Below are 24,006 nucleotides of genomic sequence, written 5' to 3'. Positions count from 1 at the left end.
TTGATAAGCGTAAGCATAAGAGGATGAGGCCCATGCCCGATCAAGACGCCTTTGAAGCCGCTCTGGAAGAGGCCATCGCCCTGTTTGAACAAGGCGAAAACATGAATCAGGCGCGGTTCGACGAACTGATCGCCGAACTGGAATCGCGCCGCCCGGCCCTTCACGCCGTGGCCGAGAGCGACCCGCGCGCCGAACGCGCCCGCGAGCTGGAGCGCCGCGCCGCAGAGCTGGAGCATCGCGCCGCCCAGGGCCACGGTCAGATGGACGAGGTCAACAGCCTGCTGTCGCCCCTGATGGGCAAGAAGTCGGAGACCTGATCCCTATCGACAGGCGACGACGCAAGCCTGCGCCAGCACTTCGGCGGAATCGATCAGCGGCGCGCTGATGTCCGCCTGATCCAGCAGCAGCGGCACCTCGGTGCAACCGCCGATCACCGCCTCGGCGCCTGCCGCGATCAGGGCCTGCGCCAGATCACGCATGGCCGCCCGCTGTCCGGGGCCGACGTCGCCCGCCTTCACCGCGAACACGACCTGCATGAACCGCTCCTGTTCGGCGGGGGAGGGGGCAACCATCGCCAGCCCCTCGGCGTCAAGGGCCCCGGCATAGAGCCGCATCCCGCCCGGCGTGGCCAGCACCCCGACCCGCCGCGCCCCGGTCCCGGCCGCCGCCCTGGCCGTTTCCGCCACCATGTCGATGAAGGGCAGGCCCGCCGCGCGGATGGCGTCGGCATGGGCGTGGGCCGTATTGCACGGCATGGCCAGCACCTGCGCCCCGGCCGTTTTCAACGCTCGCGCCATTTCGCCCAGCGCCCGTCCGGCCGCCTCGGGCTGGGTATGGCGATTGGGCACCTGAGGATTGATGTCGGCGATGACCCGCACATGGTCCTCGTCCGCCCTGGCTGGCGTCAGCGCCTGAACCCGCGCCAGAAAAGCCACGCTCGCCGCTGGCCCCATCCCGCCCAGAACACCCAGAATACGACTCATCTCGATCTCCCGGCGGCACGTCCGCTTCAGGCGGCTCTCATGCGGCCGGAGGGCGTTGGAGGTAAAGCCCGTCTGCGCAAACTAAAGCTTCAAAACCCATGGTTCGCAGTTTTACTCATCTTTGATTTTAGTGTTCCACCCCATCACCTTCTTGAAAGTGATGCGATGCTTTTGACAGCCAAGTCACCAATCCCGGCCCGGGCGTAGTTCCCGTTAGATGCGGAGATAAGATTGCCTGCCGGATCAACGGCAGTATCAGCGGGCGGCGCTGTGCTGCACCTGCAGCGCCGTCGTCGCATCGCCTGATCCGCAGGGGGGGCAGGTCGAAGAAGACGCCTGTTCGATAAAGATGGCTAACGCCGTGCGCTGGACGGAACCAACCAGCGGCTTGTTGGTTCTCACAGTCGGACCCGTCGGACGCCCCCCCAATCCCGACGAAGTCTGCGGCGGCCCGGCCTTAACGCCCCCCGACTGAGAAGCCGGGCCGCCCCCTCTCCCTCCTGAAGCCGTCGCGCTTGACCTGCCGCACAGACGGGCTAGGGTCGCCGCGTTCTCCGGGGGGTCGCAATCGAGCGGCTGAGATTGAGGTTTCTCCTCTGACCCGTCGAACCTGATCCGGGTCATGCCGGCGAAGGGACGAGTTCACCGCTTTCGACGCCCGAAGTCCGGCGTAGGGGGCGCTCATACCGCGCCGGCGGACCTCTTAGTCCAAGAGGCCGCCAAATGAATATCCACGTCACCGACGCCCAAGCGCCGACCGAGGCTCAAGCAGCGAGCGACCGCGTCGCGAGCGATAGCCTCGCTCTCAGCGAAGCCCGCAAGGAAGTCGCGTCTGAGCACGGCGCCATCCCCACCGGCCCCCGCGCAGGCAGCCGCAAGGTCTATGTCGCGGGCGAGCTCTTCCCCGACATCCGCGTCCCCTTCCGCGAGGTCGCCGTCCACCCGTCCGCCAATGAGCCGCCGGTGACGATGTACGACTCGTCGGGCCCCTACACCGACCCGTCCGTGACCATCGACATCAAGAAGGGCCTGCCGCGCGTCAAATCCAGCTGGCAGCTGGACCGCGGCGACATCGCCCCCGTCGCCAATCCGCGCGAGGTCAAGCCCGAGGACAACGGCCACGCCAGCGGCAAGCACCTCGCCCCCCGCTTCGACACCTCCAACCATCAGGTGTTCAAGGGCGTCGAGGGCCGCCCCGTCACCCAGTATGAATACGCCCGCGCCGGCATCATCACGCCCGAGATGGAATACGTCGCCATCCGCGAGAACCTGCGCCGCGAACAGACCGCCCCCTGCATCCGCGACGGCGAAGACTTCGGCGCCTCGATCCCCGACTTCGTCACGCCCGAGTTCGTGCGTCAGGAGATCGCCCGCGGCCGCGCCATCATCCCGCACAACATCAACCACCCCGAAGTCGAGCCGATGATCATCGGCCGCAACTTCCTGGTGAAGATCAACGCCAACATCGGCAACTCGGCCGTCCTGTCCAGCGTCGATGACGAGGTGGACAAGCTGGTCTGGGCCACCCGCTGGGGCGCCGACAACGTCATGGACCTGTCGACGGGCCGCAACATCCACAACATCCGCGACTGGATCATCCGCAACTCGTCCGTGCCCATCGGCACCGTGCCCATCTATCAGGCGCTGGAAAAGGTGAACGGCATCGCCGAAGACCTGACCTGGGAAGTCTTCCGCGACACCCTGATCGAACAGGCCGAACAGGGCGTCGACTACTTCACCATCCACGCGGGCGTGCGCCTGCCCTTCGTGCCGATGACGGCCAAGCGGGTGACGGGCATCGTCTCGCGCGGCGGCTCCATCATGGCCAAGTGGTGCCTGTCCCACCACAAGGAGAGCTTCCTCTACGAGCATTTCGAGGACATCTGCGACATCATGCGCGCCTATGATGTCAGCTTCTCCCTCGGCGACGGCCTGCGCCCCGGCTCCATCGCCGACGCCAACGACGAGGCCCAGTTCGCCGAGCTGCGCACCCTCGGCGAACTGACCAAGATCGCCTGGGCCAAGGGCTGTCAGGTCATGATCGAAGGCCCCGGCCACGTGCCGATGCACAAGATCAAGGCCAACATGGACGAGCAGCTCAAGCACTGCCACGAAGCGCCCTTCTATACGCTCGGGCCCCTGACTACCGACATCGCCCCCGGCTATGACCACATCACGTCCGCCATCGGCGCGGCCATGATCGGCTGGTTCGGCACGGCCATGCTCTGCTACGTCACGCCCAAGGAGCACCTGGGCCTGCCCGACCGTCAGGACGTCAAGGACGGCGTCATCACCTACAAGATCGCCGCCCACGCCGCCGACCTGGCTAAGGGCCACCCCGGCGCCCGCGCCCACGACGACGCCCTCTCCAGAGCCCGCTTCGAGTTCCGCTGGGAGGACCAGTTCAACCTCTCCCTGGACCCCGAGACCGCCCGCAAATTCCACGACGAGACCCTGCCGAAGGAGGCGCACAAGACCGCCCACTTCTGCTCCATGTGCGGCCCGAAGTTCTGCAGCATGAAGATCAGCCAGGACATCCGCGACGCCGCCAAGGCCCAGAACGACGCGGGCGCCAGCCTGACGGACGCCGAGGCGGGTATGGCCGAGATGAGCGCGAAGTTCAGGGCCGGAGGCGGGGAGATCGAGGTGAAGGTGTAGACAGCCCCACGCATTCCGGCGCGGGCCGGAATCGGGCCTTTGGACGGGAAGCAGCCTCGGCTAGCCTCGTGTCCGATCCTATGGACGATCCAGCTTGCCACGACTTAGTGGTTCAAGATAGAGCGCAGCTATAAGCTTGGGGGATGAAATGCCTAATTTGGAAGACGTTTTCCGCTTAGCGGGGGTCCCGACCTACACGTTTGTGGAACCGCTCCGATATGGTGCTATCAAAGTAGCAGTTAGAACTCCTGGCCGCTGTGTTGTTCTTGAAGGACCCTCAGGCATTGGAAAGACAACCACGGTTACCCAAATCATTGAGAACTTGGGTAAAGGCGGAGAAATCCTACAGCTAAGCGCAAGGCGACCTCAAGACGTCGAAATGATCTCGGAACTACCCGAGCTGGGAAAAATTGGCACCGTAGTCGTTGACGATTTCCATAGACTTCCTGACGACATTAAAATTCGTCTTTCAGATTACATGAAGCTTCTGGCTGATACCTCGGACGAGTACTCTCAGCTGGTTCTAATTGGAATTAATAAGGCTGGAGATCAGTTAGTTCAGTTTGCACATGATCTCGGATTGCGGATCGACATTTTTAAAATGGAAGCAAACCCTCAGGATAAGATTGAGGAATTGATCACAAAAGGTGCAACTGCGCTAAATGTAAACTTTCTTGACAATACACAGATCGCGGCCGCCGCACAGGGCAGCTTTCATATCACGCAGGTACTTTGTCACTACATTTGCGTAGAGGCCGATATCACCGAAACTCAAGCCGAGCTGACTAAGATCGATGTATCTGTCGATGTCGTTATCGATAGAGTGATGGCCGATCTAGCCCGACAATTCATGAAGCCCGCACTCGTGTTTGCGGGAGGATCAAAGATCCGACGCGAGGGGCGAGCGCCCTACCTTCATATCCTAAAGTGGCTTTCTGAGAGCGAAGATTGGTCTCTCGACCTCGCTGAACTGATCCGCCTTCACCCAGAACACAAAGGTAGCATTGGTCAGGTCATTAAGAAGGGCCACCTAGAGGCTCTCCTGCGTGACAAAGCCGATATTCTGGGGGGGCACTTCCATTACGAACCATCAACGAGAATTCTGAGCGTCGAAGATCCTAAACTCATATTCTTCCTTAGGAATTTGGTGTGGAGAAATTTCACTAGGAAAGCGGGGTTTGCGACGGACTACTTCAAGGGAGCGTACGATTTCGCGCTATCATTCGCCGGACCTCAGCGCAGGATTGCAAAGAGACTCCACGAAATCCTTGAGGAAAGAGAAGTCTCAGTATTTTACGACTACAACGAGCAGCACAGAATTATTGCGAGAAACGTAGAAGATTATTTGGGACCTATTTACAGAACTGAAGCTAGGTACGTAATACCCATTCTTTCTCAAGAATATCCGACGAGAATTTGGACGAAATTCGAAAGCGACCAGTTCCGCGACCGATTTGGCGAAGAAGCCGTTATTCCTATTCGGCTCACCGATGTGAGGGATGGATTCTTCTCCGAAGATCGAAATTACGGCGGGCTTCCGCTGGATCCTGCCGGAGACATGGAAATGCAACTTCAAGAAATTGCAAACATTCTCTGCGACCGCCTTCAGGAGGATCGGGAACAAGTGAGTGCCGAGTCAAAGGAAGCCGAAGCAGTCGAGGCTGAGGCAGCTAGTGACGCCTAATCAAAGGCGCACGTCCTCGCCGTCCGGGTAAATTGAGCCCCGTCCGATCCTGACGCACCCGTCCTCCATCCTCCGCCTTTCAGGCAGGAGGCGGCGCGATGGACGATCAGGCTTCGGGCGGGCGGGAGAAGGACTGGCCGGAAAAGGACTGGCATGAGGAGGCGCCGCGCATCATCGCCTCCGGCCGGTGGGAGCAGGACGAGTACGGCGACACGACCTACATCCCCGACCATGTGCGGCCCTCGACCGCCGAGCGGGCCGAGGCGCCCCCTCTAAACGAGGATGACGCCCCGCGCGGCCATTACTACGAAGACCCGGCGCCGCGGGACGGCTATCGCGTCCGCTCCGAGGCGGTCTGGGCGGCGGCGCGGCGCGACTATCTGGCCGGGGATACGGCCGAGGCCGTCTGCGACCGCTATGGGCTGAAGCTGGGGACGCTGCGGTCCCGCGCCGCGCGCGAGGGCTGGCGCCGCTGCGACGCGGGCGACCCGGACCCCTGGCCTGACGAAGACGATCCGGTCGAGGATGCGGCGGCGGACGCCCCCGATCTGGCCGCGATGGCGGCTCAGGCCCTGATGCGGCTGAACCGGGCGGTGCGGCGCGGCCGGGCGGCCGAGGCGGCGTCGTGGCTGCGCACCTGGCGCGCGCTGACGGATTCAGCTCTGCTGGCCGCCGCCGAGCCGCAAAGCCCGCCGCCCGCGCCTGAACCTGACCCGCTCGATACGCTGGAAGCCGACATGAAGGCGGTCGCCGCCGTCGCCCGCGACGCCGCCCGCCTAGCCCCCGACGACCTGCTGGGCCGTCGCGCCGTCGAGGCGCGCATCGCCGTCCTCAGCGCCCGCCTGACGCCGGAAGGAGAGGGGACGATTTCAGACGATTCAGACGAATTGGACTCTGTTTTTCCCAACCCTTCTCCCCTTGAGGGAGAAGGTGGCCCGTAAGGGCCGGATGAGGGGTGTCGGCGCGACATGAAGCGCTTTCTCTCCCTCGGGCTCATTGGAAAACGGGGCGCTCACACCCCTCATCCGTCAGGCTCCGCCTGCCACCTTCTCCCTCAAGGGGAGAAGGGCCTTATGCCTTGCCCGCGATCTCGCGCAGGGCGTTGACGAAGACGTCCGTCGGCTGGCCGCCGGAGATCAGATATTTGTCCTCCACCACCACGGCGGGGACGGAGGTGACGCCCCGCGCGCGCCACAGGGCCTGCGCCGTGCGAACCTCCTGCATATAGCGGCCGGACGCCAGCACCTCGGCCGCCTCGGCGCGGTCCAGCCCGGCGGCCTGCGCCGCCTCGGTCAGGACGCCCGCGTCCGAGACGTTGCGGCCTTGCGTGAAGTGGGCGCCGAACAGGGCGTGTTTCAGCGCCGCCTGCCTGTCGGGCGCTGTCAGCCCGGCCCAGTGCAGCAGGCGGTGGGCGTCGAAGGTGTTCCACATCCGGCTGTCGTCGCGGAAGTTCATCTCGACCCCGACCTCGGCGGCGCGGGCGGTGATGGCGGCGCGGTTGGCGGCCGACTGTTCGGGGGTGGAGCCGTATTTGCGGGCCAGGTGCTCGCCCATGTTCTCGCCCTCGGGGGCGATGTCGGGGTTCAGCTCGAACGGCTGGAAGGCGATGTCGGCGGCGATCCCTTCGCCCTCCAGTCGCTCCAGAGCCTGTTCGAGCCCGCCCAACCCCACGGCGCACCAGGGACACATGACGTCGGAGACGAAGTCGATCTTCAGCGGCTTGGGGGCGGGCGCGGTCATGGCGGCGGCTTTCGGAAACAGAAGGTGTTGCGAGGATATGGGCGCGGCGAAGAAGGAGGCAAGCGCGCTTCTCGCGCCGGGGCAGAAGGATTACACAGCGCCCATGAGCGAACTCACCCCTCCCGTCGTCGTCCTCGACAAGTCCCAGATGGCCGACAATATCGGCGCGGTCGCCCGCGTCATGGCCAATTTCGGCCTGTCCGAGCTGCGGCTGGTCAGCCCGCGCGACGGCTGGCCCCAGGAGCGCGCCTGGGCCACGGCGTCCGGCGCCGACTGGGTGCTGGACGGGGTGAAGCTGTTCGACAGCGTGGCAGAGGCCATCGCCGACCTGCACACCGTCTTCGCCACCACCGCCCGCCCGCGCGAGACGCGCCAGCCGGTGCGCACCCCGCGTGAGAGCGCCCGCATCCTGTATGACGACACGGCCTCGGGGCTGAGGACGGGCCTGCTGTTCGGCGGCGAACGGGCGGGGCTGGAGACGGGCGACATCGCCCTGTGCGCCGGGATCACCACCATTCCGATCGACCCCAGGCACCACTCGCTGAACCTGGCGCAGGCGGTGGCGATCAACGCCTATGAGTGGCGCACCCTGATTCTGGACGCCCCGCCGCCGCGCTTCCGCGAGGGCGAGCCGCCCGCGTCGAACGACCTTCTGCTGGGCATGTACGAGCATCTGGAGGCGGAACTGGACAACGGCGGCTTCTTCTATCCGCCCGAGAAGAAGCGCTCGATGAGCCAGAACCTGCGCGTCATGCTGGGCCGCGCCGCCTTCACCGAGCAGGAGGTCGCCACCATGCGCGGCGCCATCCACGCCCTTTCGAAGGGGCGGGGGCGGGTGCTGGCCAAGCTGGCGGCGGAACGAGCTGAGGCGGCGAAGAAGGACAAGTGAAACTCGCCCTCGTCTATCCCCTCGCGGCGCTGGCCGAAATCGGCGGCTGTTTCGCCTTCTGGGCGTGGCTGAAGCTGGATCGCTCGCCGTGGTGGCTGGCGCCGGGCGTGCTCAGTTTGATCGCTTTTGCGTGGCTGTTGACCCTGGTTCCGGCCGAGGCGGCGGGGCGGGCCTTCGCCGCCTACGGCGGGGTCTATATCGTGGCGTCGCTGGCGTGGATGGCGCTGGTAGAGAAGACGACGCCGGACCGCTGGGACGTCATCGGCGGCGCGGTCTGCCTGATAGGCGCCGCGATCATCCTGTTCGGGCCGAGGGCTTAGAGCGCGTCGAAGAAGGCGGGCACGGTCTCGCTGGCGGGCCCATAGACGCCCTCGTCGAACAGGTTCGCGCCCTGCGTCGGTTCCAGATTGATCTCCACCGTCCGTGCTCCAGCCATGCGCGCCAGCTGGACGAAGCCCGCCGCCGGATAGACTGCTCCCAAGGTGCCGATGGAGACGAACAGGTCGCACCGCGCCAGCGCCTGCTCGATCCGCTCCATCTCCAGCGGGATTTCCCCGAACCAGACGATGTGCGGGCGCAAGCGTCCGCTCGGATGATGGGGCGAGGCGTGGGCGGGCTCCAGATCATCATGCCAGTCGCAGACGACGCCCGAGGCGGTGCAGCGCGCCTTCTTCAGCTCGCCGTGCATGTGGATCAGCTCGAAGCCCGAGGCGGGCGGCGTCTCCACTTGCGCCCGGTCGTGCAGGTCGTCGACGTTCTGGGTGACCAGCAGGAAGTCGTCCGCCCACCGCGCCGCCAGATCGGCCAGGGCCCGGTGCGCGGCGTTGGGGTGCACGCTCGCCAGTTGCCGCCGCCGCTGGTTGTAGAAGTCCTGCACCAGAGCCGGGTCGGCGGCGAAGCCCTCGGGCGTGGCGACGGCCTCGACGCGATGCCCTTCCCACAGCCCGTCGGACGCGCGGAAGGTCGGCACGCCGCTCTCGGCCGAGACGCCGGCGCCGGTCAGGATGACGAGGTTCATGCAGGGCTCCTTGGCGCGGACAGGCGGTCGTGAAGCCAGTCGATCATGGCGCGGACCTTGGGCGGGACATGGCGGGGATGGGGGTGGACGGCCCAGACGCCTTCGTCGGGCGGGCGTTGGTCATCGAGCAAGGAGACGAGGACGCCCGAGGCCAGGGCCTCGGCGACATAGAAGTCGGGCAGCTGGCACAGGCCGAGGCCTTGCAGGGCGGCGTCCAGCACCGCCGCGCCGGAGTTGCAGCGCCAGCGGCCGGTGGGGCGAAGGCTGACCTCGCGCCCCGCCTCGGTGAAGCGCCAGTGCTCGGCTGAGCCGATCAGGCCGTCGTGGCTGGCGACCTCGGAAAGGTCGCGCGGGGCGCCGCGACGGGCCAGATAGTCGGGGCTGGCGCACAGGATCAGTCGCCGCGAGGCCAGCCGCCGCGCCATCAGGCGGGAGTCGGTCAAGTGGCCGAAGCGCACCGCCAGATCATAGCCGTCGCCGACCAGATCGCGCAGGCGGTTGTCGAGGTCGAGCTCGATCCGCAGCTCGGGATTCTGGCGCGCGAAGGCGTTGACGGCGGGGGCGATGAACCGCTCGCCATAGGAGACGGAGCAGGTCATGCGCAGCAGGCCGCGCGGGGCCTGATCGTCGGGCTGGACGGCGGCCAGGGCCTCGTCGCGTTCGTCGATCAGGCGGCGGCAGCGGGAAAGGAAGTCGCGGCCGGCGTCGGTCAGTTCGACCCGGCGGGTGGTGCGGTGGAGCAGGCGCGTTTGAAGGCGGTCCTCCAGTCGGGCGATCTCGCGGCTGACGGCGGAGGTCGACAGGCCGAGACGCCGGGCGGCGGCCGAGAAGCTGGCCTGTTCGGCGACAGCGGTGAATTCGTCGATCCCGTCCCAGCGGCTCATGGGGACGTTGGATCAGGATTATTGCTCAACGGCAATAATGTTTTGCGGTTGTCGCCGTTTCGACCCAGCCGCATCGGGCGTAGTAAGGTCGCCAAATCACCCGCCCACCTCATGTCCCTGAAGCAGCGAGCGACCGCGTCGCGAGCGTCAGGGACGTCCGAAGGACCAAGACATGAAAACCCGCGCCGCCGTTGCGTTCGAAGCCAAACGTCCGCTCGAGATCGTCGAGGTTGATCTGGAAGGCCCGCGCGCGGGCGAGGTGCTGATCGAGATCAAGGCGACGGGGGTCTGCCACACCGACGCCTATACGCTGGACGGTCTGGACAGCGAGGGTCTCTTCCCCTCCATTCTGGGCCACGAAGGCGCGGGCGTGGTGGTGGAAGTCGGACCGGGCGTGACCAGCCTCGCTGTCGGCGATCACGTCATCCCGCTGTACACGCCGGAATGCCGCCAGTGTAAGTCGTGCCTGAGCCGCAAGACCAACCTGTGCACCTCGATCCGGGGCACGCAGGGCAAGGGCTTGATGCCGGACGGCACCTCGCGCTTTTCCTACAAGGGCCAGACCATTCACCATTATATGGGCTGCTCGACCTTCTCGAACTACACGGTCCTCCCCGAGATCGCGGTGGCCAAGATCCGCAAGGACGCCCCCTTCGACAAGGCCTGCTACGTAGGCTGCGGCGTAACGACAGGCGTCGGCGCGGTGGTCAACACGGCCAAGGTCGAGCCGGGCGCTAACGCCGTGGTCTTCGGCCTCGGCGGCATCGGCCTGAACGTCATTCAGGGGCTGAAGATGGTCGGGGCCGACATGATCATCGGCGTCGACATCAACGGCGACAAGGAGGAGTGGGGCCGTCGCTTCGGCATGACCCACTTCGTCAATCCGAAGGACGTCTCGGACGTGGTGGCCCATCTGGTCGAGCTGACCGGGGGCGGCGCCGACTACACCTTCGACTGCACCGGCAACACCGTGGTCATGCGTCAGGCGCTGGAAGCCTGCCACCGCGGCTGGGGCGAGAGCGTCATCATCGGCGTGGCCGAGGCGGGCAAGGAGATCGCCACCCGTCCGTTCCAACTGGTCACTGGCCGCGTCTGGAAGGGTTCGGCCTTCGGTGGGGCGCGCGGTCGCACCGACACGCCCAAGATCGTCGACTGGTACATGGACGGCAAGATCGAGATCGATCCGATGATCACCCACACCCTGCCGCTGGAACGTATCAATGAAGCCTTCGATCTGATGCATGAAGGCAAGAGCATCCGATCGGTGATCGTGTTCTAAGAGAGGGGTTCAGCCATGGGCGACTGGAAACTGCCGTGGACGGGCGCCTGCCTTTGCGGGCAGGTGCGGATCAAGGTCGCCCAGGCGCCGGTGTTTGCAGCGGCCTGCCATTGCCGCGCCTGTCAGAAGCTGACGGGCGGCGCCTATTCGCTGAGCCTGATGCTGCCCAGCGAAGGGCTGACAATCGAGGGCGAGACGGAGATCGGCGGCTTGCACAATCCCGTGCCGGAGCACCACTTCTGCCCGTCGTGCAAGACGTGGCTGTTCACGCGCGGTATTGCGGGGGGACAGTTCGTCAACCTGAGGCCCAGCCTGCTGGACGACGGGGCGTGGTTCGTTCCCTATGCCGACACCTGGACGACGGAGCGTCTGCCGGGCGTGCAGTCGGGGGCCAGGGTCGGCTATCCTGAGTTTCCGCCGCCCGAAGACTATGGCGAGCTGATGGGCGCCTACGCCCGCGAGGGCGCGCGCCCCGACTGAGGTTGGACTGAGCAGGTGCAGCAAAGTTCGTTGCCAAATGAAACCTGCTCGGTTTAGCTGGCCGCGCCCGGCGAAGGATCGGGCGGATCTGGGAGGATCATCATGTTCACGCACGTCACCGTCGGGGCCAACGACCTCGAAGCCTCGCACAAATTCTATGACGCCGTTATGGGCGCGCTGGGTCATCAGCCGGGCACGCTGAGCGAGGCGCCGATGCCGGGCGTCTGGTATATGACGCCGCGCGGAATGCTGGGCGTGGTCAAACCGCGCGACGGCCAGGCGGCCTGTCACGCCAACGGCGGCACCATCGGCTTTTTCGCCAGAAGCCCCGAGGCGGTGGTCGCCTTCTCCGAAGCCGGGGTTGCGGCGGGCGGCACGGCGATCGAGGATCCGGCCGGGCCGCGCAATTCGCCCTTCGGCGTCATGCATCTGGCCTATCTGCGCGATCCGTCGGGCAACAAGATCTGCGCCGTGCACCGGCCGGGCTGAGGATTGAGACGATGAAGACGAAGGCGGCGATTGCGTCGATCATGGCCGCTGTGGCGGTCGGGGCGCTCGCCGCCTGCACGCCGCGCGGAGCCGATGCGCCCGCGCCCGCCGAGGCGCCTGCAGACGTCTGGGTCCGCAAGAAGGTGGTGCTGTATCTGCCGGATCAGGTGATGAAGGAGCGGGTCGAGATCGCCGATCTGTCGCCCTACCTGACGGCGGTGGATGAGGCGGTCGCCGCCGCCGCCAGGGCGCAGCCGACCCAAGCGGGCGCATCCGGCATGATGCTGCTGATGGTCAAACCGGGCGAGCGGTCCAGGGCCTGGGTCATCACGGGCGAGCCGGCGATGCAGCCGCAGATCATTGAAGCCCTCACCGGCGCCGCCAAAGCTGTTCCGGCGCCATCGGTGCGGCAGGGCCCGATTCTGGTCGGCCTGCAGTTCGACGCCTGGGGCGGCGGCGCCCAGCCCGATGGCGCGGTCGCCCCGATCCCGCGCGACTGGTACGCTCATTTCTCCGAGGACGGCGGCGTCCTCGATGACGACTTCATGGCCAGGGTCTGGCCGGACTGATCTTCAGGAGTTGAGCTTATGGAAACGGTCAAGAGTCACGTCGTGCACGGCGGAACGCTGTGCTATCTGAAGCACGACAGCGCGACGACGGGCACGCCCATGACGCTGTCGGTCTTTGTTCCTGCGGGCGAGGGGCCGTTTCCGGTCCTGATCTGGCTGTCGGGCCTGACCTGCACCGAGGACAACTTCACCACCAAGGCCGGGGCCTATAAGGCCGCCGCCGAGCATGGCGTCATCATCGTCGCGCCTGACACTTCGCCGCGCGGGGAGGGCGTCGCCAATGACGACGCCTATGATCTGGGACAGGGCGCGGGCTTCTACGTCGATGCGACTGAAACGCCGTGGGCGCCGCATTTCCGCATGGAAAGCTATGTCACGAGCGAGCTGATCGATCTGATCGACGCCCAGTTCCCGACGACGAAGACGCGCTCCATCTTCGGCCATTCGATGGGCGGGCACGGGGCGCTGACGCTGGCGCTGCGCCATCCCGAGTTGTTCAAATCGGTGTCGGCCTTTGCGCCGATCTCGTCGCCGACGCGCTGCCCCTGGGGCGAGAAGGCCTTCACCGCCTATCTGGGCGAGGATCGGGCGCAATGGGCCAGGCATGACGCGGCCCTGCTGATCGAGGGCGGGACGGCGAAAGGCGTCTTCGACGACATTCTGGTGGATCAGGGCGATGCCGACACCTTCCTGACCGATCAGCTGAAGCCGGAACTGCTGACGGCGGCGGCGCAAAAGGCCGGTCAGGGGCTGACCCTGCGGATGCAGCCGGGCTATGACCATTCCTACTTCTTCATGGCCAGCTTCGTGGACGACCATGTGGCCTTCCACGCCAAGCGGCTGAAAGCCTGAGTGAAATGACCGACGCCGCCCCCGATTTCGATTCCATGTTCGCCGACCTGTGCAACCAGGTCGGCTTCTGCCTGCATGAAAAAGGACAGAAGAAGGTGATCGCCGCCCTGCCCAAGGGGCTGGACGCCGCCATGCGCGCTGTCTTCGCCGCCGAGGGCGTGGACGAGCCGAACGCGCCGGGCGACCTGAAACGCGCCGTGCGCGACTGCATCAAGGCCCATGTGAAGCGCTGAGGCCTCAAGGCCCGCCCGCCCTCGCGACGTCGAGGGCGGGAAACTTCCGACCTATGACGATCATGGCTTGCGGGCTTTCATTGCTGAGCTAGCATCCCGGCCCATCGCTTTTTGGGAGGAAAGCCATGATGGATCGTCGCCGTCTTCTGGCAGGGGCCGCAGCGGGGGGAGCGCTGGCGGCGATCGGGCCGGTGCGCGCCCTGGCCCGCACGAGAGGGGCGCAGGACGCCTCGGCCGCCTTCAACGCCCTGATGGACCGGATCGCGCAGGAACTGCTGCTGAGCGATCCGGAAGCCCTGACCATGCTGGGCATGGACCGGGGGCCGATGGCCGACGCCCGCTTCAAGCTGAGCGACCGCAGCCAGGCCAAGGTCGAGGCCGACAAGGCGAAATTCATCGCCGGAATGAAGGATATGGCGGCGATCGACCGCGACGCCCTGCCGGCCAAGGAACAGATCTATCACGACGCCCTGAGCTTCTTCGGCGAGACGGTGATGGAAGGCTACGCCTTCCCCTACGGCGGCGGAATGTACCCCTCGCCCTATACGATCAGCCAATTGGGCGGATCCTATCAGCAGATTCCCGACTTCCTCGACAGCCAGCACCGCATCGAGGCCGCGGACGACGCCGAGGCCTATCTGTCGCGCCTGTCGGACTTCGCCCGCAGTCTGGATGACGAGCGCGAGCGGATGCAGATCGACTACGTCGCCGGGGCCGTGCCGCCGGACTTCGTCATCGACCGCACTCTGACGCAGATGGAGGCCATCACTGGCACGGCGGCCGCCCAGTCGGTCATGACCCAGTCCATCGCCCGCCGCACGGCCGAGAAGAACATCCCCGGCGACTGGGCCGCGCGCGCCGAGGCCATCCTGACCGACGCCGTCTATCCGGCGATCCAGCGTCAGGCCGACGCGCTGAAGGCGGTTCGCGCCGGGGCCACGCATGACGCGGGCGTCTGGCGCCTGCCGGACGGCGAGGCCTATTACCGCTTCGGCCTGAAGAACTACACCACCTCCTCGCTCAGCCCGGACGAGGTGCACCAGATGGGGCTGGAGCAGGTGGCCGAGATTTCCGCCCGCGCAGACGCCCTGTTGAAGGCGCAGGGGATGACGCAGGGAAGCGTGGGGGAACGCATCGCCGCCATCGGCGCGGACCCGCGCTTCGTCTATCCGAACACGGACGAGGCCAAGGAAGAGCTGCTCCAGGAACTGAACGTCCAGATGGCCGCCATGCAGGCGCGCCTGCCGGACTATTTCGGCCGCCTGCCCAAGTCGCCGTGCGAGATCCGGCGCGTGCCCAAGGCCATCGAGGCGGGCGCGCCGGGCGGCTATTATCAGGCCCCGGCGCTGGATGGGTCGCGGCCGGGCGCCTACTACATCAACCTGCGCGACACGGCCGAGTGGCCCAAATGGATGCTGCCGACGCTGACCTATCACGAGGCGACGCCGGGCCATCACCATCAGATCGCCCTGCAGATGGAGCAGCCGGACACGCCGCTGTTGATGAAGGTGATGGGCTTCTCGGCCTATTCGGAAGGCTGGGGCCTGTATTCCGAGCAGCTGGCGGACGAGATGGGGGTCTATGAAAACGATCCCTTCGGCCAGGTGGGCTATCTGCAGTCGCTGATGTTCCGCGCGGCGCGGCTGGTGGCGGACTCCGGCCTGCACCACAAGCGCTGGAGCCGCGAGCAGGGCATCCGCTACATGGTCGATGTGCTGGGGGACAAGGAAAGCACCATCGCCACCGAGATCGAACGCTACTGCGTCTGGCCGGGGCAGGCGTCCAGCTACAAGGTCGGCCATACCACCTGGGTCAGACTGCGCGAAGACGCCAAGAAGCGTCTGGGCAGCCGCTTCGACATCAAGGGCTTCCATGACACGGGTCTGAACCTCGGCGGCGTGCCGCTGACCGTGCTGGAGCGGACCATGAACGCCTGGACGCCGGTCTGACGGCGACCTGATTTCCCGGACGCGCCGGTCCTTCATTGAGCGTGAGTGTGGAGCAACGCCCGGCGCGGCGCGGCTTCTTTGGGGGGAGTACCTGAATGATCAATCGCCGCCATCTTCTGCTGAGCGCCGCTGCGACCGCCGCCGCCGCGCCCATGCTGGCCCAGTGCGCCGCCGCTGCAGCCAGCGATGCCGACGCGCGCCTGAACACCCTGCTGGACGGCTGGTTCGAGGCCGACATCGACGAGGCGCCCGAGCGCGCCACCAACCTGGGTCTGGACAAGGACGCCCGCGCGGGCCTGTCGTCCAAGCTCAGCGAGGCCGGGCCGGACGCCATCCGCAAGGATCGTGAAAAGGCGGTCAAACGCTGGGACGAGCTGAAGGCCTTCGACCAGAAGGGCCTGTCCGAGGCCGGGGCGCTGAACTACGCCATCGCCGCCTTCGGGCGCGAAACGGCGGCCCAGACGGCGCGCTTCGACTATGGCGCGGGGCCGGGCCGTCCGTCGCCCTATGTCGTGACCCAGCTGTCGGGCGCCTATTTCTCCACGCCCGACTTCATGGACAACCAGCACCGCATCGAGGACGCGGCGGGCGCCGACGCGTTCCTGTCGCGTCTGGAGGCTTTTGCCGGCGTGCTGGACGGCGAGACCGACAAGATCAAGGAGGACGCCGGTCTGGGGGTCATCGCGCCGGACTTCATCATCGACCGGATGCTGCCGCAGATCCGCACCCTGCGCGATGCGCCCGCCGCCGACATGGCCATGATCCAGTCGCTGGTCCGCAAGACCGGGGCGCTGAATCTGTCGGGTTATGACGCGCGCGCCGCCGCCCTGGTGAACGAGAAGGTCAAGCCGGCCCTGGCCCGTCAGATCGAGGCGCTGGAAGCCATCCGTCCGAAGGCCGTTCACGACGCGGGCGTGTGGCGCCTGCCGGACGGCGAGGCCTTCTACGCCGCCGGACTGAAGTCCAACACCACGACCACGCTGTCGGCCAAGGAAATCCACGCCATGGGCGTCGAACAGGTGGCCGAAATCACCGCCGAGATCGACGCCATTCTGAAGTCTCAGGGCTATACTCAGGGCACGGTCGGCGAGCGGGTTCAGGCCCTGAACAAGGATCCGGCCCAACTCTTCCCCAATACCGATGCGGGCAAGGAAGAGCTGCTGAAGTGGCTGAACGAACAGGTCGCTGCGCTGGAGCCCAAGCTGCCGACCGTGTTCGGCCGCCTGCCCAAGACCCACGTCGAAATCCGCCGCGTGCCGGTGTCGATCCAGTCGGGCGCGCCCGGTGGCTACTATCAGGGGCCGCCGCTGGATGGTTCGCGTCCGGGCGCCTATTACATCAACCTGCGCGACAGCGGGAACTGGCCGAAGTTCGCCCTGCCGACCCTGACCTATCACGAGGCCTCGCCGGGCCACCACCTGCAGGTCGCGCTGCAACGCGAGTCGGGCGAGCTGCCGCAGTGGCGCCGCGCGGGCGGCTTCTCGGCCTTCAACGAAGGCTGGGCCCTGTACGCCGAGGCGGTGGCGGCCAATGATCTGGACGCCTATGCGGCCGATCCGCTGGGCCGAGTCGGCTTCCTGATGTCCTATCTGTTCCGGGCGGTGCGGCTGGTGGTGGACACCGGCATCCACTCTGAACGCTGGAGCCGTGAACGGGCGGTCGACTACATGGCGGCCTCGGGCGCCAAGCCGCTGGACGCTTCGAACAGCGAGATCAACCGCTACTCGGTCTGGCCGGGTCAGGCCTGCGCCTACAAGGTCGGCCACACGGTCATCGCTCGCCTGCGCGAGGAGGCTCAGGCCAAGGACGGCTTCGACCTACGCGTCTTCCACGACAAGGTGTTGGGCAGCGGCTCCCTGCCTCTGGCGGTGCTGGAAGGGCGGATGCGCGCCTGATGCGCGGCTGAGGCCTGAAACGAAAAACGGCCCGGACGTTTGCGCGTCCGGGCCGTTTCATATGCGCCGACGAACGGGCGTCAGGTCACGGCGCGCCAGGTGCTCGGCCACAGGTCCTGCGGAATGGCGGTGCAACTCGGCATTTCCTTTTCCTCCAGCAGGGCGAAGCGTTCGCCGGTCCAGGCCCAGACGCCCATGCGGCCGCAGTCGCCGATGCCGCGCCCTTTGCCGAAGGCGAACAGGGTCCGAGTTTTCGGATCGTAACGGCTGTTCACCAGTTCGTCGTGGCGGCTCATGGCCGTGGGGAAGTCAATCAGTTGAGGCGCGGTCCCGTCTGCAGGCGTGATGAGATAGACCTGCGTGAAATTATAGGCGCCCTCGCCGCACGGCACGCTCCACAGCAGTTTGTCGGACGCCAGACGGGCGACCTCGACATTCGGCTCGAACCGTTCGCCGATGCGGGTGGCGGCCAGGCATTCCTTGACCTTGGGGTGGGCCAGCAGCGCAGGCGACAGGTCATCCTGAGGCAGGCCGTTCTGGGGAACGGCGGCGGCCAGCGTCACGCGCGGCGCGGCGGCGGCGACGGGCACGCTGGACGCGGACCGGTCGCCGCGTCGGATCAGCGCCGTGGTCGTGCCCAGTCGTCCCTGACGCTCGTCGATCCACAGGAAGGCGGCGGCCGCCCCGCCCAGGCTGACCTTCATCTTCTCGTCGCCGCGCCTCAGCGCCATGAAGGAGCCGGCGCCCAGGTCACGCAACAGCTCGGCCGAGGGCGTGCGGAAGGCGATGACGTCGCCTTCCTCGTCCATCTTGGAGTTCTTGCCGGCATAGCGGCGGCCGTCGATCTCGGCGTAGACGTCGCCCTGTCCGGCCTCCAGCCCCCAGCCCCCCATGTGGACGACCGGCCGCGCGTCAGGGCCCGGCGCCAGGGAGACCATGACGAAGCCCATGTTTTCCTCGGCCGAGCCGAAGGCGACGCAGTGGTTGGTGTTGTCGCAGGTCGCCGTCCAGTCGCGGAACTCACGCGTCACGCTGGGCGGATGGGCGTCGTTCTGAGCGGCGGGCACTACGGCGGAGGCGGCTGCGGCGGGCGGTTGAACCGCCGGGGCCTCAGGCGGGGCGGCGGCCTCCTGTCCCTTGCAGGCGGCCATAGCGAGCGGAAGCAGGGCGAGGGCGACGAACCGGAGGCGGCGAGGCGACATCAGGGATTCCATGCGTTGTGACCGACCGACGGCCTTCAAGCGTAGCCGTGAAGAAGCCAAGCGGCCAAGCCGCCGTTTCGTTCCGGCGCGGGTGTTCGAGCGTTGCGGCTTTCGTCCCCTTTGCGCCCGCGCGCGGGGGTCGCTATATCCCCTGCACTGAATTCCTTCCCTGATTTGAGAGACAGAGGCGTAAGCATGGCCAAGATCAAGGTCGCCAACCCCATCGTGGACATCGACGGCGACGAAATGACCCGGATCATCTGGCAGATGATCAAGGACAAGCTGGTCTTCCCGTATCTGGACCTCGAACTCGACTATTACGACCTCGGCATGGAAAGCCGTGACGCCACCGACGATCAGATCACGATCGACGCGGCCCACGCCATCCAGAAGCACGGCGTCGGCGTGAAGTGCGCCACCATCACCCCGGACGAGGCGCGCGTCGCCGAATTCGGCCTGAAGAAGATGTGGAAGTCGCCGAACGGCACCATCCGCAACATCCTTGGCGGCGTGGTCTTCCGCGAGCCGATCATCTGCTCGAACGTGCCGCGTCTGGTGCCGGGCTGGACCCAGCCGATCGTCGTCGGCCGCCACGCCTTCGGCGACCAGTACAAAGCCACCGACTTCCTGATGCCGGGTGCCGGCACCCTGTCGATCAAGTTCGTCGGCGACGACGGCCAGGTGATCGAGCACGAGGTCTACAAGTCGCCGGGCGCTGGCGTCGCCATGGGCATGTACAACCTGGACTCCTCGATCCGCGAGTTCGCCCATGCCTCGTTCGCCTATGGCCTGCAGCGCAACTACCCGGTCTATCTGTCGACCAAGAACACCATCCTCAAAGCCTATGACGGCCGCTTCAAGGACATCTTCCAGGAAGTCTTCGACGCCGAATACGCCGAGGAATTCAAGAAGCGCGGCCTGACCTATGAGCACCGCCTGATCGATGACATGGTCGCGGCCGCGATCAAGTGGTCGGGCGGCTTCGTCTGGGCGTGCAAGAACTACGACGGCGACGTGCAGTCGGACATCGTGGCGCAGGGCTTCGGCTCGCTGGGCCTGATGACCTCGGTGCTGATGACGCCGGACGGCAAGGTCATGGAAACCGAGGCCGCCCACGGCACCGTGACCCGCCACTACCGCCAGCATCAGAAGGGCGAGGCCACCTCGACCAACTCGATCGCCTCGATCTTCGCCTGGACGCGCGGCTTCAAGCACCGCGCCAAGCTGGACGACAACGCCCAGCTGGCCGAGTTCGCCGATACGTTGGAGCGCGTGGTCGTCGACACCGTCGAGTCGGGCTTCATGACCAAGGATCTGGCCCTGCTGGTCGGCGATCAGCAGTCCTGGCTGACGACCGAAGGCTTCCTGGACAAGGTGTCCGAGAACCTGAAGAAGGCCCTGCCGGGTATCGGCTGAGGCTTTTTTAGTCGGCCGCGGTCAGAAGGCTCCGCCTTGGCTGCTTCGCGCCGCCCTTCGGGTCTCGACCCGACGCGGCCTGGAGCCGCCAAGACATCAAGGCCCGCTGGAGCGATCCGGCGGGCTTTTTTGTTGGGCGGTATCGCTTCCCTATTCCGCTCATCCCGGCGGACGCCGGGATCCAGTGAGAGCGCCACGCTGTGTCCTATCCGCTGATCTGGGGTGCGTGAAGCCAAAGAACTGGGTCCCGGCGTCCGCCGGGACGAGCAGTGATCAATGTTTGCCTCACCCCATCGTCAGGTTCCCCTGGAAACGCGAGCCGGTGAAAACACGCATTGAACCCGCCTGCGATCCATGTCCCTAATCCGCCTGGGGATTTTGGCGCCGTTTCGTCGTTATCGCGTCGCGTTCGTAAGGCAGGGGAGGGCCGATGAACCGCAAACTGATTATTCGTCTGGGGCTGGCGGCGGCAGCCGTCTTCGTGGTCGCCTACGGCGCCTCGCCCCTGCTGGCGGCGCGTTCTCTGGTGCAGGCGGCCCAGGCCGGGGACGCGCAGGGGCTGGAGCGTCAGGTCGATTTCCCCGCGTTCCGCGCCAGCCTGAAGGACGAACTGAACGCCCGCATGATGGTCGAGATGCGCAAGGACAAACGCCTCGGCGACAGCGGCCTGTCGGGCTTGGGCATGCTGCTGGCGCCCGCCCTCGTCAGCGGGGCGGTGGACGCCTTCGTCACCCCTCAGGCCATCGCCCTGATGGTGCAGGAGGGGCGTACGCCTAAGCCGGAGATCAAGCGTCCGGAGCCCGCGGAGCCGAAAGCCGAGAACAAGCGCGTGCGCCAGTCGTGGGGCTATCGCGACCTGGACACCTTCGCGGTCACCCTGACCCGCGACGACCAGCCGGACGAGCAGGTCTCCCTGCTGATGAAGCGCCGCAACCTGTTCGGCTGGAAACTGGCGGCGATTGATCTGGGGACGCCGGAGTAAAAATATCCGCTCATCTCCGCGGGGATGAGCGGGTGGAGGGTTCAGCCCAAGAAAAAGGGCGGCGCATCCGGTGCGCCGCCCTTTCTCGTTTCAGCTTGTCGGGGTGATCAGCCCTTCAGCGCGGCCCGGATGGCGTTCAGGCCGTCCTCGGCTTTCGATCCATCCGGCGCGCCGCCCTGGGCGAAGTCGGGCTTGCCGCCGGCGCCCTTGCCGCCCATGGCGATGACGGCGTCGCGGGCCAGATCGGCCGCATTCACCTTGCCCGCCATGTCCGGGGTCGCGGCGACGGTGATGGCCGCCTTGCCGTCGGTGACGCCGACCAGGGCGACGACGCCCGAGCCGAGCTGTTTCTTGAAGTCCTCCGCCACGCCGCGCAGGCCCTTGCCGTCGACGCCGTCCAGAACGCGGGCGATCAGCTTGATTCCGCCGATCTCTTCCGGCGCGGCGTTGGCGCCCGCGCCGCCGCCCAGCGCCAGCTGCTTCTTCAGGTCGGCGACCTGCTTCTCCAGCGTTTTGACCGAGGCCTGCAGGCCCTCGACGCGGGCCGGAACCTCGGGGGGCTGGATCTTGAAGCCCTGCGCCAGATGACGGGCGACATTGGCCTGATCCAGCAGGAAGCGGCGGGCCGCCTCGCCGGTCAGAGCCTCGACGCGGCGCACGCCGGCGGCCACGCCGCCTTCGGACACGATCTTGAACAGGGCGATGTCGCCGGTGCGGAAGACGTGAGTGCCGCCGCACAGTTCGACCGAATAGGCGCCGGGTCCGTTCAGCGCGCGGCCGATGGTCAGGACGCGGACCTCGTCGCCGTACTTCTCGCCGAACAGGGCCACGGCGCCCGCCGCGATGGCGGCGTCGGGCGTCATCAGTTCGGTCGTGACCGGGACGTTCTGACGGATGACGGCGTTCACCTCATCCTCGACGCGGGCGATCTCCTCGTCCGTCATCGGGGCGTTGTGGCTGAAGTCGAAGCGCATCCGCTCGGCGTCGACCATCTGGCCCTTCTGGGCGACGTGGGCGCCCAGCACGTTCCTGACGGCGGCGTGGAACAGGTGGGCGGCCGAGTGGTTGGCGCGGGTGGTCGGGCGCGAGCCTTCCTCGACCGTGGCGGTTACGATCGCGCCCGTGGACAGCGACCCTTGCGTCACCTCCAGCGTGTGAACGTGCAGGTCGCCGCCGTGCTTTTTGGTGTCCAGAACGCGGCCTTCGCCGCCGCTCCAGACCAAGGCGCCCTTGTCGCCTGCCTGACCGCCGCCCTCGCCGTAGAAGGGGGTCTTGTCCAGCAGGACCTCGACCGTCTCGCCGGTCGCGGCGGACGCGGCCTCGGCGCCGTCCTTGACGACGGCGATGACCTTGCTTTCGCCGGTTTCGGACTCATAGCCGGTGAATTCGGTGCCGCCGTGCTGATCGCGCAGGGTCAGCCAGGCGCCGGCCGAGGCCGTCTGACCCGAGCCCTTCCAGTGCTCGCGCGAGCGGTCGCGCTGCTCGGCCATGGCGGATTCGAAGCCGTCGACGTTGACGCTGAAGCCGCGACGACGCGCCTCGTCCTGCGTCAGGTCCAGCGGGAAGCCGTAGGTGTCGTACAGGGTGAAGGCGGTCTGGCCGTCCAGCATGTCGCCGGCCTTGAAGCCGGTCGTAGCCTGGTCGAACAGGTTCATGCCGCGGCCCAGCGTGGTGCGGAAGCGGATCTCTTCCTGCTTCAGGGTGTCTTCGATGAAGGCCTGGGCGCGGCCGAGTTCCGGATAGGCCTCGCCCATCTCCTCGACCAGGGTCGGCACCAGACGGTGCATCAGCGGGTCCTGGGCGCCCAGCAGGTGGGCGTGGCGCATGGCGCGACGCATGATGCGGCGCAGGACATAACCCCGGCCTTCGTTCGACGGGGTCACGCCGTCGGCGATCAGGAAGGCGGTCGAGCGCAGGTGGTCGGCGATGACCCGATGCGACGGGGCGCGTTCGCCCTCGGCCTTGGTCGAGGTCAGCTCTTCCGAGGCGTGGATCAGGGTCTTGAACAGGTCCACTTCATAGTTGGAGTGGACGCCCTGAAGCACGGCGGCGATGCGCTCCAGACCCATGCCGGTGTCGACCGACTTCTTGGGCAGTTCGCGAACGATCTCGTCGTTCTCCTTCTCGAACTGCATGAAGACGTTGTTCCAGATCTCGACGAAGCGGTCGCCGTCCTCGTCCGGCGAACCGGGAGGGCCGCCGAAGATGTGGTCGCCGTGGTCGTAGAAGATTTCCGTGCACGGGCCGCACGGGCCGCTGTCGCCCATGGCCCAGAAGTTGTCGTTGGTGGGGATGCGGATGATCTTCTCATCGGCGAACCCCGTGACCTTCTTCCAGATGTCGAAGGCTTCGTCGTCCGTGTGATAGACCGTGACCAGCAGGCGGGCGGGATCGAGGCCGAACTCCTTGGTCAGCAGGGTCCAGGCGCGCTCGATGGCGTGGTCCTTGAAGTAGTCGCCGAACGAGAAATTGCCCAGCATTTCAAAGAAGGTGTGGTGGCGCGCGGTATAACCGACGTTATCCAGATCGTTGTGCTTGCCCCCGGCGCGGACGCATTTCTGCGAGCTGGTGGCGCGGTTGTAGGGGGCGGTCGCGGCGCCGGTGAAATAGTCCTTGAACGGCACCATGCCCGCATTGACGAACAGCAGGGTCGGGTCGTTCTGCGGCACGAGCGGAGCCGACTGCACCTTCTCGTGGCCGTCGGCGGCGAAGTAGTCGAGGAAGGTGGAACGGATCTGCTTCAGGCTGGTCATGGGCGTATCGCTCTGGAACTCGGGCGCGCGGAGGAAATATCGGAACCGGCG

General features: G+C 66.3%; 22 protein-coding genes and 1 riboswitch. Of the genes, 16 read left to right on the top strand and 6 right to left on the bottom strand.

Going from position 1 to position 24,006, the window contains the following annotated elements; genetic code table 11:
* Positions 1 to 32 precede the first annotated feature (32 nt).
* A complete protein-coding gene (locus RSD66_RS14315; RefSeq protein ID WP_024354543.1) occupies positions 33 to 317 on the top strand; it encodes a hypothetical protein in 285 nt (94 codons plus the stop codon).
* 3 nt (positions 318 to 320) lie between these two features.
* Here the strand turns inward: RSD66_RS14315 and RSD66_RS14310 are convergent, their stop codons facing one another.
* The gene (locus tag RSD66_RS14310) at positions 321 to 983 is read right to left on the bottom strand and encodes an aspartate/glutamate racemase family protein (RefSeq protein WP_346525600.1); all 663 of its coding nucleotides are present in this window, start codon (positions 981 to 983) and stop codon (positions 321 to 323) included.
* Between the two features lie 545 nt (positions 984 to 1,528).
* A riboswitch (TPP riboswitch) is annotated at positions 1,529 to 1,638 on the top strand.
* 68 nt (positions 1,639 to 1,706) lie between these two features.
* Between RSD66_RS14310 and thiC the strand changes: the two genes are divergently transcribed.
* From thiC to RSD66_RS14295, 3 genes are all read left to right on the top strand, one after another.
* Positions 1,707 to 3,641, top strand: coding sequence for a phosphomethylpyrimidine synthase ThiC (gene thiC, locus RSD66_RS14305; RefSeq protein ID WP_415288399.1), 1,935 nt, complete (start codon positions 1,707 to 1,709; stop codon positions 3,639 to 3,641).
* A gap of 157 nt (positions 3,642 to 3,798) precedes the next feature.
* Positions 3,799 to 5,325 carry a hypothetical protein gene (locus RSD66_RS14300; RefSeq protein ID WP_415288398.1) on the top strand — a complete coding sequence of 509 codons (1,527 nt, stop codon included), beginning with the start codon at positions 3,799 to 3,801 and terminating at the stop codon, positions 5,323 to 5,325.
* 98 nt (positions 5,326 to 5,423) lie between these two features.
* Positions 5,424 to 6,266 (top strand): hypothetical protein, encoded by an 843-nt coding sequence (locus RSD66_RS14295; protein WP_415288397.1) that lies wholly within the window; start codon positions 5,424 to 5,426, stop codon positions 6,264 to 6,266.
* Between the two features lie 130 nt (positions 6,267 to 6,396).
* Here RSD66_RS14295 and RSD66_RS14290 read toward each other — a convergent pair whose 3' ends face one another.
* Positions 6,397 to 7,065, bottom strand: coding sequence for a DsbA family oxidoreductase (locus RSD66_RS14290; RefSeq protein WP_415288396.1), 669 nt, complete (start codon positions 7,063 to 7,065; stop codon positions 6,397 to 6,399).
* A 103-nt stretch (positions 7,066 to 7,168) separates the two neighbouring features.
* Between RSD66_RS14290 and RSD66_RS14285 the strand changes: the two genes are divergently transcribed.
* The gene (locus RSD66_RS14285) at positions 7,169 to 7,954 is read left to right on the top strand and encodes an RNA methyltransferase (RefSeq protein ID WP_415288395.1); all 786 of its coding nucleotides are present in this window, start codon (positions 7,169 to 7,171) and stop codon (positions 7,952 to 7,954) included.
* Complete coding sequence (locus RSD66_RS14280; RefSeq protein WP_024354551.1) at positions 7,951 to 8,274, top strand: YnfA family protein; 324 nt, start codon at positions 7,951 to 7,953, stop codon at positions 8,272 to 8,274. Before RSD66_RS14285 ends, RSD66_RS14280 begins: the two co-directional genes overlap by 4 nt.
* Here the strand turns inward: RSD66_RS14280 and RSD66_RS14275 are convergent.
* Both RSD66_RS14275 and RSD66_RS14270 read right to left on the bottom strand, forming a co-directional pair.
* Positions 8,271 to 8,972, bottom strand: a complete 702-nt coding sequence (locus RSD66_RS14275) for an NAD-dependent deacylase (protein ID WP_415288394.1) — start codon at positions 8,970 to 8,972, stop codon at positions 8,271 to 8,273. The two genes, RSD66_RS14280 and RSD66_RS14275, sit on opposite strands and share 4 nt — an antisense overlap.
* Positions 8,969 to 9,856, bottom strand: coding sequence for a LysR family transcriptional regulator (locus RSD66_RS14270; protein WP_415288393.1), 888 nt, complete (start codon positions 9,854 to 9,856; stop codon positions 8,969 to 8,971). The genes RSD66_RS14275 and RSD66_RS14270 overlap by 4 nt, the downstream gene beginning before the upstream one ends.
* Before the next feature lie 172 nt (positions 9,857 to 10,028).
* On the opposite strand from RSD66_RS14270, the gene RSD66_RS14265 reads away from it, so the two are divergent.
* From RSD66_RS14265 to RSD66_RS14230, 8 genes are all read left to right on the top strand, one after another.
* A complete protein-coding gene (locus tag RSD66_RS14265) occupies positions 10,029 to 11,135 on the top strand; it encodes an S-(hydroxymethyl)glutathione dehydrogenase/class III alcohol dehydrogenase (protein ID WP_003166043.1) in 1,107 nt (368 codons plus the stop codon).
* Between the two features lie 15 nt (positions 11,136 to 11,150).
* Positions 11,151 to 11,615 (top strand): GFA family protein, encoded by a 465-nt coding sequence (locus tag RSD66_RS14260; protein ID WP_415288392.1) that lies wholly within the window; start codon positions 11,151 to 11,153, stop codon positions 11,613 to 11,615.
* A 102-nt stretch (positions 11,616 to 11,717) separates the two neighbouring features.
* On the top strand, positions 11,718 to 12,104 hold the full coding sequence (locus RSD66_RS14255) for a VOC family protein (RefSeq protein WP_024354555.1): 387 nt from the start codon (positions 11,718 to 11,720) through the stop codon (positions 12,102 to 12,104).
* 11 nt (positions 12,105 to 12,115) lie between these two features.
* Complete coding sequence (locus RSD66_RS14250) at positions 12,116 to 12,673, top strand: hypothetical protein (protein ID WP_415288391.1); 558 nt, start codon at positions 12,116 to 12,118, stop codon at positions 12,671 to 12,673.
* A gap of 18 nt (positions 12,674 to 12,691) precedes the next feature.
* Positions 12,692 to 13,525 carry an S-formylglutathione hydrolase gene (gene fghA, locus RSD66_RS14245; RefSeq protein ID WP_415288390.1) on the top strand — a complete coding sequence of 278 codons (834 nt, stop codon included), beginning with the start codon at positions 12,692 to 12,694 and terminating at the stop codon, positions 13,523 to 13,525.
* Positions 13,526 to 13,530: 5 nt separating this feature from the next.
* Complete coding sequence (locus RSD66_RS14240; RefSeq protein ID WP_024354558.1) at positions 13,531 to 13,758, top strand: hypothetical protein; 228 nt, start codon at positions 13,531 to 13,533, stop codon at positions 13,756 to 13,758.
* A 125-nt stretch (positions 13,759 to 13,883) separates the two neighbouring features.
* Complete coding sequence (locus RSD66_RS14235) at positions 13,884 to 15,707, top strand: DUF885 domain-containing protein (RefSeq protein WP_415288389.1); 1,824 nt, start codon at positions 13,884 to 13,886, stop codon at positions 15,705 to 15,707.
* 95 nt (positions 15,708 to 15,802) lie between these two features.
* Complete coding sequence (locus tag RSD66_RS14230) at positions 15,803 to 17,602, top strand: DUF885 domain-containing protein (protein ID WP_415288388.1); 1,800 nt, start codon at positions 15,803 to 15,805, stop codon at positions 17,600 to 17,602.
* Between the two features lie 80 nt (positions 17,603 to 17,682).
* Here RSD66_RS14230 and RSD66_RS14225 read toward each other — a convergent pair whose 3' ends face one another.
* Positions 17,683 to 18,804 carry a DUF1176 domain-containing protein gene (locus RSD66_RS14225; RefSeq protein WP_415288387.1) on the bottom strand — a complete coding sequence of 374 codons (1,122 nt, stop codon included), beginning with the start codon at positions 18,802 to 18,804 and terminating at the stop codon, positions 17,683 to 17,685.
* A gap of 195 nt (positions 18,805 to 18,999) precedes the next feature.
* Here RSD66_RS14225 and RSD66_RS14220 point away from each other — a divergent pair, with 195 nt between their 5' ends.
* Together RSD66_RS14220 and RSD66_RS14215 are read left to right on the top strand one after the other, a co-directional pair.
* The gene (locus tag RSD66_RS14220) at positions 19,000 to 20,220 is read left to right on the top strand and encodes an NADP-dependent isocitrate dehydrogenase (RefSeq protein ID WP_024354562.1); all 1,221 of its coding nucleotides are present in this window, start codon (positions 19,000 to 19,002) and stop codon (positions 20,218 to 20,220) included.
* Between the two features lie 430 nt (positions 20,221 to 20,650).
* Positions 20,651 to 21,202 (top strand): DUF2939 domain-containing protein, encoded by a 552-nt coding sequence (locus RSD66_RS14215; RefSeq protein WP_415288386.1) that lies wholly within the window; start codon positions 20,651 to 20,653, stop codon positions 21,200 to 21,202.
* A gap of 107 nt (positions 21,203 to 21,309) precedes the next feature.
* Here the strand turns inward: RSD66_RS14215 and alaS are convergent, their stop codons facing one another.
* Positions 21,310 to 23,955 carry an alanine--tRNA ligase gene (gene alaS / locus RSD66_RS14210; RefSeq protein ID WP_415288385.1) on the bottom strand — a complete coding sequence of 882 codons (2,646 nt, stop codon included), beginning with the start codon at positions 23,953 to 23,955 and terminating at the stop codon, positions 21,310 to 21,312.
* Between the last annotated feature and the right edge of the window lie 51 nt (positions 23,956 to 24,006).

It is taken from the genome of Brevundimonas sp. S1H14, from assembly GCF_047716865.1.
GTDB lineage: Bacteria > Pseudomonadota > Alphaproteobacteria > Caulobacterales > Caulobacteraceae > Brevundimonas > Brevundimonas naejangsanensis.
The sequence above is the reverse complement of the archived record's forward strand: the minus strand, read 5'-3'. Positions and strand labels throughout refer to the sequence as shown.

Bases quoted from the DNA above. Each gene is read 5' to 3' on its own strand.
- RSD66_RS14250 (WP_415288391.1), top strand. From the start codon at position 12,116: ATGAAGACGAAGGCGGCGATTGCGTCGATCATGGCCGCTGTGGCGGTC.
- RSD66_RS14240 (WP_024354558.1), top strand. From the start codon at position 13,531: ATGACCGACGCCGCCCCCGATTTCGATTCCATGTTCGCCGACCTGTGC.
- RSD66_RS14255 (WP_024354555.1), top strand. From the start codon at position 11,718: ATGTTCACGCACGTCACCGTCGGGGCCAACGACCTCGAAGCCTCGCAC.
- alaS (WP_415288385.1), bottom strand. From the start codon at position 23,955: ATGACCAGCCTGAAGCAGATCCGTTCCACCTTCCTCGACTACTTCGCC.
- RSD66_RS14270 (WP_415288393.1), bottom strand. From the start codon at position 9,856: ATGAGCCGCTGGGACGGGATCGACGAATTCACCGCTGTCGCCGAACAG.
- RSD66_RS14220 (WP_024354562.1), top strand. From the start codon at position 19,000: ATGGCCAAGATCAAGGTCGCCAACCCCATCGTGGACATCGACGGCGAC.
- RSD66_RS14310 (WP_346525600.1), bottom strand. From the start codon at position 983: ATGAGTCGTATTCTGGGTGTTCTGGGCGGGATGGGGCCAGCGGCGAGC.
- RSD66_RS14230 (WP_415288388.1), top strand. From the start codon at position 15,803: ATGATCAATCGCCGCCATCTTCTGCTGAGCGCCGCTGCGACCGCCGCC.
- RSD66_RS14215 (WP_415288386.1), top strand. From the start codon at position 20,651: ATGAACCGCAAACTGATTATTCGTCTGGGGCTGGCGGCGGCAGCCGTC.
- RSD66_RS14275 (WP_415288394.1), bottom strand. From the start codon at position 8,972: ATGAACCTCGTCATCCTGACCGGCGCCGGCGTCTCGGCCGAGAGCGGC.
- RSD66_RS14235 (WP_415288389.1), top strand. From the start codon at position 13,884: ATGATGGATCGTCGCCGTCTTCTGGCAGGGGCCGCAGCGGGGGGAGCG.
- RSD66_RS14260 (WP_415288392.1), top strand. From the start codon at position 11,151: ATGGGCGACTGGAAACTGCCGTGGACGGGCGCCTGCCTTTGCGGGCAG.
- RSD66_RS14285 (WP_415288395.1), top strand. From the start codon at position 7,169: ATGAGCGAACTCACCCCTCCCGTCGTCGTCCTCGACAAGTCCCAGATG.
- RSD66_RS14295 (WP_415288397.1), top strand. From the start codon at position 5,424: ATGGACGATCAGGCTTCGGGCGGGCGGGAGAAGGACTGGCCGGAAAAG.
- RSD66_RS14225 (WP_415288387.1), bottom strand. From the start codon at position 18,804: ATGTCGCCTCGCCGCCTCCGGTTCGTCGCCCTCGCCCTGCTTCCGCTC.
- thiC (WP_415288399.1), top strand. From the start codon at position 1,707: ATGAATATCCACGTCACCGACGCCCAAGCGCCGACCGAGGCTCAAGCA.
- RSD66_RS14290 (WP_415288396.1), bottom strand. From the start codon at position 7,065: ATGACCGCGCCCGCCCCCAAGCCGCTGAAGATCGACTTCGTCTCCGAC.
- RSD66_RS14265 (WP_003166043.1), top strand. From the start codon at position 10,029: ATGAAAACCCGCGCCGCCGTTGCGTTCGAAGCCAAACGTCCGCTCGAG.
- fghA (WP_415288390.1), top strand. From the start codon at position 12,692: ATGGAAACGGTCAAGAGTCACGTCGTGCACGGCGGAACGCTGTGCTAT.
- RSD66_RS14315 (WP_024354543.1), top strand. From the start codon at position 33: ATGCCCGATCAAGACGCCTTTGAAGCCGCTCTGGAAGAGGCCATCGCC.